Below are 17177 nucleotides of genomic sequence, written 5' to 3' on the forward strand. Positions count from 1 at the left end.
ATGCCGTATCAAATACGTACAACATCATGTCAGACCGGTCCAGAAATTGAAGTCTGGCTTGGCGTGAGCGGATTTCAGATTCCTCCGGCGTAGGAAGATTTCTCGCAAAAGGCAGCCAAAGACGCAATTCATCCACACTCTCCCGGATCGCTTCATTGACCTTCGCTCCATCGCCCCACTGTGGAGCGCGAATTGTCAACCGTTCTGTCTGGAATTGCTCCGGAAACGATAATAAGATGGGGCTAGTCTGATCCGTCTGCACCTTACTCATGATGCTCCCTCCTCCATATTCCCCGAATAGCTGGCATGATCCAGCCAACCGATGATTTCACGCAAACTGCCAATCCTGTAATCCGGTACAATACCCGTTTCCTGCCACGGCATAAAGCCCTCCAGCCAGATCGTATGCAAACCCGCGCTTTGGGCACCACGAATATCATTTGTCGGATGATCGCCTACATACCAGACGTTGCCGGGGTCTGTTATCCCAAGCTCCTTTAATGCCAACTCGAATATGCGAGGATTAGGCTTCTCGACGTGGACGCCTCCCGAGACGATAATGGAATCAAAGTAGTCCTTCAGCATCACACGGTTGATCTTTGCTTGTTGCGTGCGGAGTGAGCCATTGGTGATGATGCCAAGCTTCAAGCCCCGCGACCTCAACTCGGACAGCACTTCCTTGGTCCCGTCCATCAGTACCGTAAACTTATGAAATTCACCATACCAAAAGCCCAGCATTTCCTGCACCGTCGTATCTGGATTTTTCAGTTCCAAAGCTGCATGCAGCTCCGTATACAGCTCCCTTTTGTCCCGATATCCATCCTGATCCGCCAAGCGTATGTGTTCGACTGTAGCAGCCCGGCTCGCCGGGTCTTCCGCCACAATGAATCGTTCCACAAAACGCTCCGTATATGCCGCAAACGCCTGTTTACGATGAATCAGCGTATTATCCAGATCAAAAATAATCGCTTCTATGGACATCACGAACTCCCTTCCTTCGTTCTAATTTAACGGTTCAAAATACTTAAAAAATGAAATAGTCTCTTCCAGATCCTGCTCATTTTCGTAAATGTCCATGAGCTTTCCCAATTCAATACCAAAATCCACATAGGCGTTGGCCTTGGCTGTAACAATATGTCCATCTGTAACAACATTGGTATTTACGAATGTTCCCTGCGGGCCAAGCTTCTCCATCTCTTCAACTACGTTAGTCGTAAATGAGCGCCCATTCAGCACCCCCGCCTGACCCAACAATAATGTACCTCCACAAATAGCCCCGATCCCTTTTTTATTCTGATGCAACTGCTGGAGCAATTTGTGCAGATGCTTATTCGCGACAACTCCGCTTATGTCACCACCCGGAATAACCAGCAGATCCACACTCTCCATATCCACTTGTTCTATTGGGCAAAACGGAAGAATTGAAAAACCCTCGTATGAAGTAACAGGATCTTTGCTAATCGCAAAAGGGATAATTTCTCCACGTGTTCTTAAAAAATATGTTGCCAACATGATTTCAAACTGTACAAAACCTTCGTAAATAAATACGTATGTTTTCATGCCACATGTACTCCTCATAAAATAAGAATAATTACACAGCTTTCTGGCCATTCATTCACACAAGCTGCTCCAAAATCGAACTTTCTTTACAGAATCAAAATCAATTTCTTCATAACACTTCTGCCGAATCTATCTGAGTTGTCTCAGGTCCTTCCAAAAATATGTACTTCTTTCTAGTGTAATCTAACAGGAAAAGAAATCCAAGACCCATTCGCAATGAGTTGCCGAATAAGCTTGGATGACATAAGTCCCTCTTGGGTCAGAAAATATGACTTCTATACTTGCTGTCCATTCACCTGAATATCTACGGCTACCTGCTGCCCCAGCCATTCCCGCATGCGATTCCACGAAAAACACTGCTCCATGTGAAATACACCATGAGGAAGCTCAGAGCGGTATAGCGCTAGCGCTGCAAAGACGGCTGCCTTGGCGGTTAAATCGGATTGATGATGTCCCCTTAGTTGGCATTCGACTTTCGTTTCCTTACCATGAAGAGTTCCTCGTGCGTCCACCTTGACCGCCACCGCGTTCCCTCCCAGATGCAGCTTGCTAAAGCTGCGAACTACTGCATTACGCACGGACGACCGTCGAAGCAGACCCGATATTCCTGTGGTCCGAAGCCCTGCCAGAAGGCGGGTCGTCAACCGCGAATCGAAGCACAGACGGGTGCTGACCGTGGGAATGTCGAGCGTATGTGGAAGTGTCTGCTGATCGGAAAAAGGAAAACGATATGCGCGATGGCGTCCCACACCTGCGCCGAAATCTGCCACTCGCCCGTCGCTAAAGCTTTTTCGAATCACCGGGCGCCCCTGTTCCATAACCTCCAAATCCGTATGAATCTGATCCACTGTCCATTCAATGGCAGCCTGACCGTGTTTGTCTCCCAAGCCCAGCATCAGAGATATGTTCAACTCATCTGTCTGGTCCATAAGCTGCGTCGCTTGCAGCGCCAACAGATTCGTCAGTCCGGGGGCCAACCCCACACTTAGCAGGGCAGTAGCCTGATAAGCTCGTGCCTCCTGATGACACTGTTCCACCTGACTCAAGAAAGCTGCATTCGCGGTAATATCCATATAATGCACCCCATGCTGAAGGCAGGCACGTACCAAGTCGGTATTTTCCTGATCCAAACACATGATAACGATCTTGGCCTGCTTTAAAATCGACGGGTCTATCGGCTCATGAATATTAAGCTGTAAAGGCAGCACCTTACCACCCGATTGCTTGCTGAATTCAGTGGCACGTTCCATACTGCGCCCTGCGGCAAACACCTTGCCGGGAAACATTTCACTTAGTTCTGTGCATAAAATTTTTCCGACATGACCGTATCCGCCAATGATGATGATATTATCCTTTGTCATGAGTAGATTCTCCTCCTTTAACCGCAAACCACGCGTTCACTAAAAATGCACCAAAATACCGGGTGATATGGGTAAAGCCTGCATCCACCAGCATTTCCTGTATAGCCGTATTGGACACCGGGTCGGACTCACGTCCAATGGAAGCAGCGAATCGCTCCCAATCCTCCAGAGGAATGCCCTGATCCAGCATATGGCTTTTCCACGCCTGCATTTGAATGGCAAAAGCAGGCTCCTGTGGATTTCCATTGATGGAGGCCAGGCAAAAAGGCGCGCCCGGTTTGAGACGAGCGGATATCTGCTGTAGCAGTGCCCGTTTGCTCTCCATGCTGTGAAGAAAATGAAGCACCAGCAGGCAGGTGGCCGCATCATAATTCAGCTCCGCGTGTACTTCCTCGGTCTGTTTTCCAGACTGCTCAATGGGCTGTTCTTGGAGTAGTTCTCCGTTAAGCTCTCCCAACGTACCTGTGACAAAAGATATTTTTGACCTTATACCCGCTTGCGCCACACGCTGACGTGCCAAATCCAGCATGCGTTCGGATGGATCAACTGCCGTAAAAGACCATGCCGAATGTTGTCCTCCGAGCGTGATCAGCTCCTGACCACCGCCAGCCCCGATGATTAGTACATTCGGATCTGCGGCCTGCGTGCGGGCCTGAGCCTCAAGCTGTGCGGTTATCAAGCGGTCAGTCATCTCATACAGATGAGCATATCCTGGTATTTTTAAAGCAATCGTGTCCGGGTACTTGCGTACATTCGGATCGTTCCAGCTCATAGACTGGTTAGGAATCGTATGTTCAGCGCTTGTATGATGACTGTTGCCTGTGTGATGAGCGTCCATAGGATCGTTTGGCTTACTGCTGCTATATTCCATATATCGTTCCCTCCAAGATTCGAATAGTTGGAAAAAGATGCGACTGGCCTTACATTTTGCCTTGATCTTCCCCGAGCATTCGTATATTGTTGATTTAATTAAGAATCATTCTCAATTATAACGACCACACGTATATCCACCATCCCATAGATGTGGGATTTACTTCGATACAATTTTGCGAAACTCCAGCTTTTTACGATAGGAGCAATCTATGAACGCACAATACACACCATTGGCACAGCTAAAGGATGCTCGACAGCAAATCATTCGACTGGGAGAAAAAGCTCCTTCATCCCAAGCGTACAAACATACGCTCATCGACCGTTTGCGTACTCAGGTTTCATTCGATGCGGCATGCTGTACCTCGGTAGATCCGCATACGCTGCTTTCCACAGGTGCATTTACCGAATCTGGCGTGGGTGATATTCATTACAAGCTATTAGAATACGAATATCTGCGCAATGATGTAATGAAATACGAACAGTTAGTACGGGAGGGGCATTCCATAGCGTCTCTCAACGGAGCCACGGAAGGTGAACCGGGTCGGAGCGCACGCTACAGGGATGTTTTGCAGCCTGCCGGATTCGGGGATGAGCTACGCGTTCCTTTAATGTACAAAGGAAGCTGCTGGGGATTCCTCACGTTGTTTCGCCATCATACAAAGCCGGTATTTAGTGAAGAGGACCAGCAGCTTCTTGAAGCCTTAGCGCCGTCTATAGCCTACCATTTGCGTCAGGCCAGTGTGGGCTTATCTCCAGACCCCGGTATAATGATGGAAAATGATATGGAGCCAGGGGTTCTGGTGCTTTCCGGCAAGCTGGAGCTGATTTCCTCCAATCCAACGGCAGACCAGTGGCTAAATTTGCTTCGGCAGCAGGAAGGTATCGACGAAAGTAGCCTCCCCGCGCCCGTTCGGGCGGTATGCTTTCGGGCACTATCCACAGCCCTTCCGGGAGCTTTCACTACTTCCGCATCACCAGCCAAACTATGTATTCCCTCCGCAGACGCGGGAACCCCGTGGGTAACACTCAGAGCCACCCTCCTTCAAGGCGGACAGCGAAGTAATGGTGAGCATCAACTTGCTGTATGGTTTGAACCTGCTAAAGCCTCTGAAATGCTTCCGCTTATGGCCGAGATGTATGCATGGTCCGAGCGGGAAAGACAAATTGTCCGGCTCATTGTTCAAGGCTTATCGACCCGAGAGCTGGCAAGCGCACTTCATATTTCAGCCTACACGGTGCAAGATCATCTGAAAGCGATTTTCTTGAAAACCGATGTAAGCAGCCGCCGCGAGCTGGTATGGAAGGTATATTCCAGATTCAACTAATTTCAATTCTCCTATCCACAATAAATGCATGCCAAAAAGACAGATGACCCGATTAAGGATCATCTGTCTTTGCATGTCTGCTCTCTTTGTTCGCAAGAGCCTTATTGGTTCGAGGAGGATTTCGTATCATCGTAGGACACAGGTGAAGGCTTCGCAATCCATTCGTCAGCCTCCGGCTCGATATCGACGCCGTTTTCCAGCTTATTTTTCTCCATCAAGGAATCTCCGTCCTCGTTCTTCTTGTTGCGGATTTTCGCTTCGTCTTGAGTGTGGTCGCTCATATTGATTCCTCCTTTTTAACTTCATCTGATTGATGTGTACCTTACTCAACATTCCCCATTGCCGCCCTGTGCAAACCTCTACACGACCAGATGCCCTTTTTTCTCTGCCGGACCAATGGTCGCCTCAATCCCGGCATTAAACTCCAGAAAGTCGCTTTCTACTCCATCGCTGAAAATGACTCCATGTTCCGGCATCTGCGAAGCAATCCGCAGCGGCTTTCCGGCCTCCACCTGACCAAACACCAGATCCGCAGCAGTCGTCCGACTGGGAAAGGGCTCTCTCACCGTAAAATATAATGATGGCGAACTCCACGTTGCGCGGTTATCATGATGATCGTTATCATTCCCGCTATAGTCGCGCCCGTTGCTCCCCCGGCTTCGTCTTCGCCCATCTGCCGCTGCTTCTGGATGGAAGGCTGCGCCTGACATCAGATGATCTGGAGTCAGCGAAATCGGACGCTGCGTAGCGCTGCCGACAATTCCGGCCGCCCCAGCAAGCACGCTGGTCAGCCAGCCCGTCGCGCCCAGCCCCGTCGACACGATGATGCCGCTGGATGACTGCTGCTCTACCTGATCCTCCAGCCTCAGCTCATATCTTGCAGAAACATGAGTTTTGCGTCCGATGAACAAATCGTTCACCGCATACAACGACTGACCATCATTGAGCTGGGCCTTAGCCAGCGTAACCTCCTTGATCGGACGTCTGCGCACGAACACATCTGGCACAACCCAGCGCAAATCCGATACCGTAAACGGCAGCAGTACCCCGTCCCAACGCAATGGATCTGGATTCACACCGATCAACGGCTGCTCGGTCAAGTATTTTAACGTGTTAGCCACCAGCCCGTCCTGACCCAGCACCACCACTGTATCCTGCTCACCAAAAATAAAGTTGGGCACATGCTCCCGCTCCACAATCTGAACCCGCCCCAAGGCTGTCAACTCCGAAGTTGCCGTTGCTACCGCTCTGCGGTAATTTTCATCCTCCAGCACATAATCACTAAAATCCGCGCCTAGCCGTTCTATAAAAAACCGGGCCTGCTGCACCGTGTTATACCGGACAATCAGTTCCTCCAGACGTGTTTTACGCTTCACCAAAATGATCTTGTGCTCTGTCATCCGACTGCTCATCGCACTCTTCCTCCCGATCCTCTTGTTCCTTCCGATCCGCCTGTTCCCGTACCCGACATCAGACCTTGCAACAAATCCGGTGTAATGTTTAACTGACCGATTTTCCCTGCATTTTCTGCAAGCTCCTGAAATGCAATGGCAATCAGCTTATCCGGACTCATATCCATGTTCGCCATAGCCTGAAGCACGTTCGGCTCGACATCCTGCAACGATTTCATGACTGCTGTCAGCTCATAGGCTTTGGCATCGGCTTCCGCCTTTTTATTCGTTACGGTCAGCTCAATCAGCTCACGTTTTTTCTCCTCCAAAGCCGTGTCAAAACGCAGTTGCTCCTCCTTCATCTCGCTTTGCTTCTGCTTTACTGAACGTTCGGCATCGAGCTGGGTTTCGCGGATTTGCTTCTTTTTCGTCTCTACTGCAATTTCGGTATTCAGCTCATTCTCCTTCACACGCCGCTCTTGCTCAATGGAAGCGTTCCGACGCTCATACAGGGCGTGATCCGCATTGCGAAGAATTTCCTCCCTCGCCTGCGCCTCCAGCGCTCTCATCGTTTCTTTATTTGGTAAAATCGCCAAAATCGACAGGCCCATGACCTCAATGCCAAGCTTTTCGATTTCCGCATGCTGAGCGATATCCTTCGCCATACTTTGGGCCAAACGTTCACTGGATTGGACAGCTTCTTTGAGCGGGATACGCTCCAGATATTTTTTGGTGAGCACCTTGGCAATGTTAATCACCCGTTGAGCCAGCTTGCCCGGGTCATCCGAAATGTAGCGTTTGGCCTTCAAATCATACGTATAATTCAAAATCTGCGTCGTTCTCCGGTAATCCACAATCCGATAGGTTAGTTGCCCCTGCACAGTCACCGCCTGAAAATCATGGGTCATTTCCTCAAATATGAACGGCACATCAATAGAAGATACAGGAGCGACGACGACCGAGGTTGTTGGAGCGTAATAATAAAAGGATAATCCCACCCCTTCCCGAACTACTTTCCCGTTTCTCACCTTCATCACATACTCACTGGGCTGAAATTTCACAAAATTAAATCCGAACATGGCAGATGCCTCGCCTTCGTTATAGTTTTTATTATTTTGTTATTATCAATTAGTTATTAACAATAAAATAGCATACATTCTCAATAATATCAATATGACATTTATATAAAAAGCTGCTTCCCCTCCGATACACTCGGTTAGAGGAAACAGCCTTATTGAAATACCTTATTTATCATTCACATTCCACTCTCTGTAAAACTGCTCCAAATACATCTCCATCCATTGATGCCGGACAGCCGCCAACTCCTTGGCATACGTGGTATTCATTAAATCCTTGAGCTTTAACAGCTTTTCGTAAAAATGGTATATGGCACTTTTCCCCGTAGCACGATAAGCATGCTGTGAAAAATCCTTTTCCGGGTGATGCATCATGCTGCCTTTTGAGCCTGCATACATAAAAGTCCTCGCAATGCCAATCGCTCCAAGTGCATCCAGCCGATCTGCATCCTGCACAACCTGACCTTCCAGCGTATTCATAGGCGGATTTTGCCCACCGTTGTAGGACATTGTAGCGATAATGGTCATCACATGCGTAATCACGCCCGGATCGCTTACATGCAGACGCAGCCAGTGCTCCACTTTATCCAGCCCCGCTTGTTTGGAGTCGTTTAATTTTTCATCCGCTACATCATGCAGTAGCGCTGCCAGTTCACAAATAAACGAATCTGCGCCTTCTTTGGCAGCAATTTCGAGGGAAAGCTTTCTCACCCGGTCAATGTGCCACCAATCGTGACCACTGTGGTCATGCTCCAACTGCTGCTGTACATAGAGTTCTGCCTTTTGAATAATATCTGCTAAAATAGCTTCCTGTTGCTCTGTTCGATTCTCCATAAGTCACCTTCCGCTCCCGCCTTGTATTCCATGGCAGGCTATTTTAATTTCTAATCCTTGTTCTTTTGCTTATTCATTTGCTTACTACGGATCATCGAAAGCGCCTTGCGGGCGGACATACTCTGCTCCTTGTTATGTACAAGCAAAGCTTCCAAAGCCGGAACTTAAAAGTCTCATATCGTGCCACTGCGCAGTCGGATGGTGCTTCCCATCGCGACCGCTTCGCCTGTACAGCACCATTCCGCCTACTCCATTTTATTCTATAATGTGTATGGCATCCAACTTTGTGATGGAAGTTAGTGATCATAGAAGTTCTTTTGCATTTTGCCTACCCTATTCCTATTCTATTAAACTTATTTTCGTATCTTATTCCACGACACCAAGCTCGCGGTTTTTTTCTTTGAAGCGGCTGTTGTGGGAAGATACATAGGCCACTTTATCTGCTGCGGGATCAATGTACAGCTTGGCGCTGTTCAGCGCAAGAGCAGCATCCGTGAATGTACCTGCAATCAGATACAGCTTGCTTCCGTACTCCACAAAATCGCCTGCGGCAAAAATCCCCGGCAGATTCGTTTCCAGCTTCTCACTCACTCTGGCGTGCCACTCACCCATATCCAGTCCCCAATCCCGAAGCGGGCCGAAGTCGGATTTCAGACCATGATTCACAATGATTGCATCGACGTTCAATATCTGTGTTTCCCCCGTCTCTATATGGCTGATCGTCACCTGTTCAATCGTCTCGCCATTGTTACTATGTAGCTGGCTCACCGCATAAGGTGTCAGGACTTGGACAGAAGACGCTTTCATGCGAACTATATTTTTCTCATGTCCGCCAAAATGCTCTCGACGATGGACTACCGTCACACTCGCGGCAATAGGCTCCAGCTCATTCGCCCAATCCACAGCCGAGTCGCCTCCGCCAGAAATCAGGACATGCTTGCCTCGGAACGGCTCCAATTCTTGCACAGTATAATGCAAGTTCGTAACCTCATAGCGGTCAGCGCCTTCAATCTCCAGCTTGGCCATTTTGAGAATGCCATAGCCTACTGCCAAAACTATCGTACGTGTCCAATGCTGTTCCCCTGTCGCAGAGGTCAGCAGGAACGTTCCATCCTCTTGCCGATCCAAACCTGTGATCTGCTGTCCCAGCACAATCGTAGGCTCGAATGTCCGCGCCTGCTGCTCTAGCTGATCGATCAGCTTTTCACATAATATCGGCGTGACACCTCCTACATCCCAAATCATCTTCTCCGGGTAAATGCACATCCGTCCGCCCAGCTCATGCTTGGCTTCGATCAGCTTGGTCTTCATATCCCTCATTCCGCTGTAAAATGCAGTATACATACCGGCAGGACCACCGCCGATTATCGTTACATCATATAATTCCAAGGACTCTGTCACTCTGCAACTCTCCCAACCTTAACGTGATATGTCTGCTTCTATTATAAGTGATAATAATTATCAATATCAATTAAGAATTAAAAACATATCCGCTTCGGAGACTTTTGCGACCTTGGAACTACATTTTTATACGGTTTATATGGATGTTACTTTCTCTCATTCTCCTGGGTATTCAGAGGGATTGCTGCACTATAGCACGGAACGCTTTCTCAGCTATCCTCCATACCTTGCTTATATGTAATCGTCGGATCTATGAGTCTGGCTGCGTTTCTACGCACATGCACCATGATATGGTTGACAATACCACCTATACCGTTCGTTTCCCAAATATTCTACGAGAACCAAGGTATTCCTTTGAAAGCTCATTACTTAAACCTAAAATATATTATAGCTCTAACCGATAATAGGGATATGTTGGAAGATAAAACAAATCATGATGAGGAGGAGAGATTCTATGAAACCCAAACAATGGAGGATGTTCCTATTCTCACTTGTAACCTTGCTGCTCTTTAGCTTCACGTATCCACCTGTCAGTATCCATGCGGAGGACAAGCCTTTCATTCATCCGGGTATGCAACATACCCGGAGTGAGCTGGATCAAATGAAAGCCCAGGTGGCTGCGCAAGCCTCCCCGTGGATCGAAGAATGGAATATTTTGCGCGACAATAGTCTGGCCTCCTTAAACTATACGCCCAGACCCCAAAATGTCGTTTATCGGGCAGATCGTAGCCACGGTACCTCTGGGACCTACGAGTTGGAAAATGACTCTTCCGCCGCATACTATCATGCCATCCAATGGTACATTACAGGAGATCAGGCACACGCAAATAAGGCGATTGCGATTTTGAATGGCTGGTCCAGCACCCTTCAGAGCATCGAGGGCAATGAAGCTTTTATTACCGCAGGCTTGAACGGCTATAAGCTGCTCAATGCAGCGGAAATTTTGCGGTACTCCAATGCGGGCTGGCAACAGCGCGATATGAATCGCTTTTCGGCACTTATGACAAACGTATTTTACCCGAACGTTAGCGATTTTGGATACCTGAAAGGATTTGTGAAGGATGCTGCGCAGGAAGCACTGTGTATGCTGTTTGTGATGGATTACGGGGTATGGATGAACGACCAAGCCATTTACAATACAGCCGTAGATTATTACAAGAATGGACAAGGACATGGCGCAATTCAAAACTTTATTCAAACAAGTGAGGGACAGACACAGGAAGCTGGACGCGATCAGGGGCACAATCAACTGGCAGTAGGTCTGCTCGTACAAGCGGCTGAAGTAGGCTTTAACCAACGTTCTGTCAATGCCAATGGAGCGGATATGTATTCCTACCCGAACGGTTCAAACCTGCTTGTCAAAGGTCTAGAATACACAGCGAAGTATAATTTGGGATACACGGTTCCGTTTAATGGCAATGTAACAGATTCCAACGGGAGAACTGGACGTTACAGCAAGGTATCCCCGAATAACCGTGGAGAATTCCGACCCATGTATGAGCAAGCATACAATTTTTTGCGTAATAAAGCAGGTTTGCCCGCCTCCAACCTTACTTATACCCGCGAGGTTATAGACACGGTCAAGCTGGAAGGGTATACCAATGACCATCTATCCTACGGCGGATTACTAAGCGCTCAAGATAACCGTCGTCAAATGACATCTACAAAAGTAGCCCTTGCGCCAAGGAGCCAAAACAAGCTCGTCGTCACGGTTCCTTCCAAAAATGCACCGTTAACTGTGCAAACCGACCGTTTTAAAACGGATGATCAAAGTAATATTAAAAAGCCGGAAACCTTTACGCTGGAGTATATAGGCAACAAGCTCTACACCTTTAAGTCCGAAAGAACAGGCTCCTACGTATCCGTAGGCGATGATCAGCTACTTACCGCCGGAAGTGCAACAGCAGGAGACGCAGAGAAATTTATCGTTTCCCAAGCGGCTAACGGATTAATTACACTGCAATCGCAAAAGAAACAACTTTTTGTGAGCATTACTAGCGATAACCAACTGCGTGCCAGTGCATCAGCCAGCAATACAGATAACGAACGGTTTATTGTATTGCCTCAAAAATAGCTCATATAAGCTGGACTGAGCATTTTTTCGAATTCAGGATATATGTCTTCACTTTAATCATCAAAAAAGGCGAGTCCAGAATGCCACCAAGCGGAATTGGACTCGCCCCTTTCTTCTTTCCCTTCATGAATGTATCCACCCTATCTGCCTATCACCGAAATGTAATTTATATATTACGCCTGCACATTCCTGTTCATCGTATATATACTGCTTACAGTTCTATCCAAAATCGATTCATACGTTTTCCATCTTCATCAATGTAATCCTTGTCCGGTGTTCCTCCATTGCGAAGGATTGTCTTTTTGGAGGCGATATTATCGGAGTCGCATACGACCAAGGCTCTGGAAATCCCCAGCTCTTTTGCTTTTTCCAGTGCCAACGCAAGCATACTAACCGCGTAGCTATTCCCCCGTGCGGAAGGACAGATACCGTAGCCGATGTGCCCTCCGGCATTCAACAGCTTTTCATTAAGATTATGCCTGATGTTCACCACTCCGACGACCTGCTCAGTGGCAGTCACCAGCCAGTACGTTGAGGTTTTGACCCAGCCCTCGGGCAGGTCAATTCCATTTTCCTGATTGCTCAAAAACGTCAGCATACCTTCAAAATCATACGGTTCTGTAGAAATCACCCACGGTACCATAAGCTCCTGACTCTTTTTCCAATCCTCATAAAAAGAAAGATAGGCCTCTTTCCATACGTTTTCCGGCTTTACCAATCTGACTGTTTGCACGTCAATCACTTCCTCATATTAAAATCCAATTCTTCTGCCTAGTGTTCATAACCCTCAATATCCGTGAATTTCCGAGCCCAATCTGCAAAAGAAAGCTTGTCATCCCAAGTGACTTGCTTCATCGCTTTGGCACAGCCCCAATTTAGAATCTGCTGATGCAGCATATGCACCCGGAAGCGCTCAGCAAATCCTTTTTGGGTTTCCATCCCTTTCAAATAAGCTGTAAGAAAGCGTCTGGCCAGTTCTTCCTCTCCATTCTCCAAATACATTATGGTTATTTTCGGAAGGTCTGCAACTCCGTCACCAAAATAGGCTGTCGTAAAATCAAAAAGCCCGCTGACTTTCCAGCCGTTATCCCCGTTTTGCACAAGGAAATTTTGTGGTTTAAAATCCCCCATCACGAATGTACTGGTATCCAGATCATCGAATGCTTGGCGTGCGTCTTCCAAAATACACTCTACCCATGCCATATCCTGTGTAGAAATGTCCGAGTACTTTTGGGCATCTTCTAGCCAGTATCGAATCCGCCCATACAACCACGCCCGATAAGAAACTTCAAAAGGACGAATAGCCAGACTGATTGTATCCAGCTCTCCACTGATCTCAACCTTCCAGCTGTGAAGCTCCAACAGTACAGAAGCAAGCATCTCAGCAATCTGTTGTTTAGCCAGCGGAGTCCATTTCGCCTGCAACTCGGGTGTATGTATGTGCTGACCGTCTAAACGGGGCATAACAGCATAGCTCCAGCCAAAAATGTCCCCGGTTTCATCCACAAGATACGGAGTTGGCACAGGAATTGAAGTCCGTGTGTGCAGCTGCTCCACCATAAATCTTTCTTCCACCCATTGTCCCGAAAAAAGCGGGTTGCCCTTTAACACAAACTGTCCAGCCGTTGAGGAAATATAGAGAGTTTGTCCCATCACTCCTTCTGCCGTTTTTCCGAAAGATAGCAGACGCCCCAAATCAAAACGATCCAGCATCCGTTGCAATTGATCAGCCGTGACCTCCCCCAATCGCTTAGATGAAAAATAAATGGTCGTCGTCATCTCTATACCCCATAATTTTTGACCGTTGCTTCCATCGTTTCGTCGGTATCCGCCAGCCAAACTAAACTAACCTCAAACGTTCCCGGCTCGAAAAACAACGGAAATCTCCGCTTAAACCAATCCTGCATCGGCAAGTCTAGCGCTTCCTTCATATCTACCCATAGCAGTTCTCCCTCAGGGGGATTTTCCAGTAATACTCCTTCAGATGCTGTAGCTAAATAGTTAAAGACCATATATCTTAATCCTTGGCTCGGGTCGCAATATTCGTCAATTCCTTTAAATACAATCTCCGTAACCGTTAGTCCGGTTTCTTCCTTCACTTCACGAATGGCTCCATTGACAATGCTCTCTGGAAACTCTACTTTCCCTCCTGGCGCAATGTAACCCGGAAAACCTTTTTTATCCGGTCTGTTGATGAGCAATACCTTGGTTCCGTCCTGAATCATGCACATCGTATATATTTTATGTGTCACTTCCGTGGTCAATCCGATCATACCTTTCTTTATCACTATTCTTTAGTAGTATAACTTCTATCTTTCCAGCCGACATATTGTGGTTAAATATGGTATTCCCCATACTTTAACTCCCTTTACCCGCATATATAGAGTCCTCGCTAGATATTTTTCTTATAATAATAGTGCTTAAAGCCTCGGGGGGCATCATCAATGACGCCGATCACTTCGTACCCATGCTTTTCATAAAAATCGGGTGCTTGAAAAGTAAACGTGTTGAGTTGTATAAAAGTACACTTTTTATCTTTGGCGATTTGCTCGATCTCACTAAGCAACTGTGAACCATAGCCCTTCCCTCTGTAGCTCTGCTCTACCCACAAAATATCAACCTCTACCCAGTTCCAGCACAGCACACTTAAAAGTCCACCGATCACCTGACCATCGTCGCTTTTGAGGGTAAGATTAATCTCCTCGTACCGGGTTCGGATATCCTCAGGTATGTGCTTCGCATTAAATTCAATCAATTTATTCCTGATAAATCGCGCTTCATCCTTACTGCTTCGACTCACTTGATTTTCCAATGTCATGGCATAGTTCCTCCAAATTAAAAATTTATCATCGCTTGAAATAGATATTCACGTTAAAGCTTCACCCTTGTTACTACCCTGCATTATTTCTATGATATATTAGTGGTATATTCTTTTTATTTGTGGTCAACATTTCCCTCTGGTTGCAGACTTAATCAAACGTCTGATAAATCACCCTTTAGACTCTCACATCCCATATGACGATGAGTCGCTTACAGACAGCGATATCCAAGCTATGAAGAATGCAAAAAAAAGAATTTGACAATGGAACAAGCTTCAAATTAAAGGATTTTGAAAATGAATTACGAAATTGAATTAGGCTCTGATGCACAAAAATACTTATCCAAAATGGAAAAACCTTTTCGTATACGCATTCTTGATCAACTCCATATCTTATCTGAAAATCCACGACATCCTGAGTTAAACATAAAAAAATTGCAAGGTTATATTAACTGTGACTGTTTTATATTGTATAAATATTTCCATGTAAAGTCACCTTTTCATTTCTCAAGGGCTATATTTAGATACAGTAACAAGATAGAAGCAGGTTCCACCGGACAGGGTAATAGTTTCCCCATTCAACCAGCTATTTGCACTCGCACCTGCATCATAATAAATGGTATGTCCGTTTATCCACGATGTTGGAGAGTTTAGTGTCACCGTCTGTCAAAGAGGTCAGATAAGAATCCGCTGTAACGGCCCATTTGTCTGTTTTATCGAGATTTAACGCAATCGATTGGGCTGTGTTTTCCGAATTAATAGCACCTCTCAGGGTTGTCTTGTTTTTCAGATTAGCTGTAATGGAACTGAGTTTATCCGCAGTAATGCTGCCCGGCAATGTTTGATTGTTCGCGTTCAGCGTCACATTCGCCCCGTTAGAATTTGTACAGGTCTTCCTATAAAGAAATGAATCACAATCGAATGCTTCACATTCTGATAAACCCCGCAAAATCGGACAAGCTCACATCTATGCCCCTGCTCCCTGGACTATAGTCAAGGAAAATCCCCGCCGCAGGGCGGGGATATGAACCCTACTCCAGACAGGAGCAAGCAAAGGTATAATTTGTTACTCTTAGCAGAGAATAAACGAACGTATTCAGAAAATTGAAAGTAGGGAAACGGTTCATGATCCGTATTAGTCATTTGGTTCACGAGAGATTTATATTCTTATTTAAATTTTTGCATTCGCCAGCATATGTGGGCAGTATAACGCCAAGTTCCAGATTTTTAGCCAAAAAAATGATTGAGTCTATTCCATGGAGTGAAGTTCATACCGTTGCCGAGCTTGGTGCTGGCACCGGGGCAATTACCCAGTATATCCCGTCTGCTGCCAGGGAACAAACCAAGGTGCTACTTTTTGAGAAGGATCAGACGATGCAACGAGATTTAAAAAAGAGATTTCCGAATTATCTTTGTTATTCCGACTCACGTGAGCTTCAACGTGCTATGCAAAATGCCGAAATTGAACAGCTTGACTGCATTATAAGCGGGCTGCCATTTTTTAATTTCCCCCAAGCGATGCGAGATCAAATTGTAGAACAGATTCACCTCTCGCTCAAAGATCAGGGAATGTTTATCGCCTTTCAATATTCCAAGCAAATGAAACAGCAGTTAGGGGAATGGTTTGATATTGAGGAAATCAAGTTTGTGCCCATGAACATTCCACCCGCGTTTGTCTATGTTTGCCGGAAAAAAGCATGAGCAAGGGGGATGGATATGGACGTTGAATACTTAATTTCCATCATCGAGCAGTATGGGTATGCGGCACTATTTTTTGCCCTATGGCTCGGGATCGTGGGGCTGCCTATTCCAGACGAAGTGATTGTGATGACTGGCGGGGCTGTAACCAGCATGGGAATACTTCAACCGTTACTCGCCTTTTTCATCGTATATCTAGGGGTTATATCGGGCTTATCCTTAGGTTATGTATTGGGAAGATTCTTGGGCACAACCGTTCTGGATCGTTTACGACGAAAAAAGAAGATGGACAAGTACATTACATTTTCGGAAAACTTGGTACATAAGTATGGTAATTTCACCATTTGCATCAGTTATTTCCTGCCGATTGTCCGTCACATCATCCCTTATATTGTCGGAATCAATAAAATGAGCTTCAAGCGTTATGCTCTGTTCTCTTACTCAACAGGCTTGATCTGGACGCTAATCTTCTTTTTGCTCGGACATTTCTTCGGCGATCATGTACAAACCGCAGGAGAACTTATACATCATTATGGCTTACAGATCGCGTTGCTTCTCATGGTACTGGCCATTATATTTTTTATAATGAAATATGTTTGGGGGAGGAGAACAACAGAGGAGTAAGCGTTACTTGCCTACATAAATTAAAAGTTACCTTAGTGCCACTACGCAGTCGGATGGTGCTTCCCATCGCCACCGCCCCCGGATTTCTGAAATAAAGTCTTTTATAGGTAGAAATCCGGGGACAAAAGCGACCGCTTCGCTT

General features: G+C 46.6%; 18 protein-coding genes and 1 pseudogene. 4 read left to right on the top strand and 15 right to left on the bottom strand.

Going from position 1 to position 17177, the window contains the following annotated elements; all coding sequences use genetic code 11:
- The 5 genes and pseudogenes from L696_RS0103605 to L696_RS0103625 all read right to left on the bottom strand — a co-directional run.
- Nucleotides 1–271 (bottom strand): annotated as a pseudogene (locus L696_RS0103605) (GNAT family N-acetyltransferase); the annotation flags it as partial.
- Nucleotides 268–981: an HAD family hydrolase gene (locus L696_RS0103610; protein WP_025682437.1), complete on the bottom strand. Its 714-nt coding sequence runs from the start codon at nt 979–981 to the stop codon at nt 268–270. The pseudogene L696_RS0103605 and the gene L696_RS0103610, both read right to left, overlap by 4 nt.
- Before the next feature lie 21 nt (nt 982–1002).
- Entirely contained in the window at nt 1003–1560 is a 558-nt protein-coding gene (locus L696_RS0103615; RefSeq protein WP_025682438.1) for a DJ-1/PfpI family protein, read from the bottom strand.
- Between the two features lie 275 nt (nt 1561–1835).
- Nucleotides 1836–2921, bottom strand: a complete 1086-nt coding sequence (locus L696_RS0103620) for a saccharopine dehydrogenase family protein (protein ID WP_025682439.1) — start codon at nt 2919–2921, stop codon at nt 1836–1838.
- Nucleotides 2908–3693 carry a class I SAM-dependent methyltransferase gene (locus tag L696_RS0103625; RefSeq protein WP_209440930.1) on the bottom strand — a complete coding sequence of 262 codons (786 nt, stop codon included), beginning with the start codon at nt 3691–3693 and terminating at the stop codon, nt 2908–2910. Before L696_RS0103625 ends, L696_RS0103620 begins: the two co-directional genes overlap by 14 nt.
- Nucleotides 3694–4003: 310 nt before the next feature.
- On the opposite strand from L696_RS0103625, the gene L696_RS0103630 reads away from it, so the two are divergent.
- Entirely contained in the window at nt 4004–5119 is a 1116-nt protein-coding gene (locus tag L696_RS0103630; protein WP_025682441.1) for a LuxR C-terminal-related transcriptional regulator, read from the top strand.
- Between the two features lie 101 nt (nt 5120–5220).
- On the opposite strand, the gene L696_RS0103635 is transcribed toward L696_RS0103630, so the two are convergent.
- The 5 genes from L696_RS0103635 to L696_RS0103655 form a co-directional block, all read right to left on the bottom strand.
- Nucleotides 5221–5400, bottom strand: a complete 180-nt coding sequence (locus L696_RS0103635; protein ID WP_025682442.1) for a hypothetical protein — start codon at nt 5398–5400, stop codon at nt 5221–5223.
- A gap of 78 nt (nt 5401–5478) precedes the next feature.
- Nucleotides 5479–6531 (bottom strand): NAD(+)/NADH kinase, encoded by a 1053-nt coding sequence (locus L696_RS0103640; protein WP_025682443.1) that lies wholly within the window; start codon nt 6529–6531, stop codon nt 5479–5481.
- Nucleotides 6528–7589 carry an SPFH domain-containing protein gene (locus L696_RS0103645; protein ID WP_025682444.1) on the bottom strand — a complete coding sequence of 354 codons (1062 nt, stop codon included), beginning with the start codon at nt 7587–7589 and terminating at the stop codon, nt 6528–6530. Before L696_RS0103645 ends, L696_RS0103640 begins: the two co-directional genes overlap by 4 nt.
- Nucleotides 7590–7754: 165 nt before the next feature.
- Complete coding sequence (locus L696_RS0103650) at nt 7755–8420, bottom strand: HD domain-containing protein (RefSeq protein WP_025682445.1); 666 nt, start codon at nt 8418–8420, stop codon at nt 7755–7757.
- 366 nt (nt 8421–8786) lie between these two features.
- A complete protein-coding gene (locus L696_RS0103655) occupies nt 8787–9821 on the bottom strand; it encodes an NAD(P)/FAD-dependent oxidoreductase (protein WP_025682446.1) in 1035 nt (344 codons plus the stop codon).
- Between the two features lie 454 nt (nt 9822–10275).
- On the opposite strand from L696_RS0103655, the gene L696_RS0103660 reads away from it, so the two are divergent.
- Complete coding sequence (locus L696_RS0103660; RefSeq protein WP_025682447.1) at nt 10276–11895, top strand: alginate lyase family protein; 1620 nt, start codon at nt 10276–10278, stop codon at nt 11893–11895.
- A 211-nt stretch (nt 11896–12106) separates the two neighbouring features.
- On the opposite strand, the gene L696_RS0103670 is transcribed toward L696_RS0103660, so the two are convergent.
- The 5 genes from L696_RS0103670 to L696_RS0103690 form a co-directional block, all read right to left on the bottom strand.
- Nucleotides 12107–12628 carry a GNAT family N-acetyltransferase gene (locus tag L696_RS0103670; protein WP_025682448.1) on the bottom strand — a complete coding sequence of 174 codons (522 nt, stop codon included), beginning with the start codon at nt 12626–12628 and terminating at the stop codon, nt 12107–12109.
- Nucleotides 12629–12666: 38 nt separating this feature from the next.
- A complete protein-coding gene (locus L696_RS0103675; RefSeq protein WP_025682449.1) occupies nt 12667–13674 on the bottom strand; it encodes a phosphotransferase family protein in 1008 nt (335 codons plus the stop codon).
- Between the two features lie 2 nt (nt 13675–13676).
- On the bottom strand, nt 13677–14168 hold the full coding sequence (locus L696_RS0103680; RefSeq protein ID WP_025682450.1) for an 8-oxo-dGTP diphosphatase: 492 nt from the start codon (nt 14166–14168) through the stop codon (nt 13677–13679).
- 119 nt (nt 14169–14287) lie between these two features.
- On the bottom strand, nt 14288–14713 hold the full coding sequence (locus L696_RS0103685; protein ID WP_025682451.1) for a GNAT family N-acetyltransferase: 426 nt from the start codon (nt 14711–14713) through the stop codon (nt 14288–14290).
- A gap of 607 nt (nt 14714–15320) precedes the next feature.
- The gene (locus L696_RS0103690) at nt 15321–15578 is read right to left on the bottom strand and encodes a hypothetical protein (RefSeq protein WP_025682452.1); all 258 of its coding nucleotides are present in this window, start codon (nt 15576–15578) and stop codon (nt 15321–15323) included.
- Between the two features lie 260 nt (nt 15579–15838).
- On the opposite strand from L696_RS0103690, the gene L696_RS0103695 reads away from it, so the two are divergent.
- Together L696_RS0103695 and L696_RS0103700 are read left to right on the top strand one after the other, a co-directional pair.
- On the top strand, nt 15839–16414 hold the full coding sequence (locus tag L696_RS0103695) for a class I SAM-dependent methyltransferase (RefSeq protein ID WP_025682453.1): 576 nt from the start codon (nt 15839–15841) through the stop codon (nt 16412–16414).
- A gap of 15 nt (nt 16415–16429) precedes the next feature.
- Nucleotides 16430–17035 (top strand): DedA family protein, encoded by a 606-nt coding sequence (locus tag L696_RS0103700; protein ID WP_025682454.1) that lies wholly within the window; start codon nt 16430–16432, stop codon nt 17033–17035.
- The last annotated feature ends 142 nt before the right edge of the window (nt 17036–17177 follow it).

The sequence above is a fragment of the Paenibacillus maysiensis genome (assembly GCF_000520815.1).
Classification (GTDB): domain Bacteria; phylum Bacillota; class Bacilli; order Paenibacillales; family Paenibacillaceae; genus Paenibacillus; species Paenibacillus maysiensis.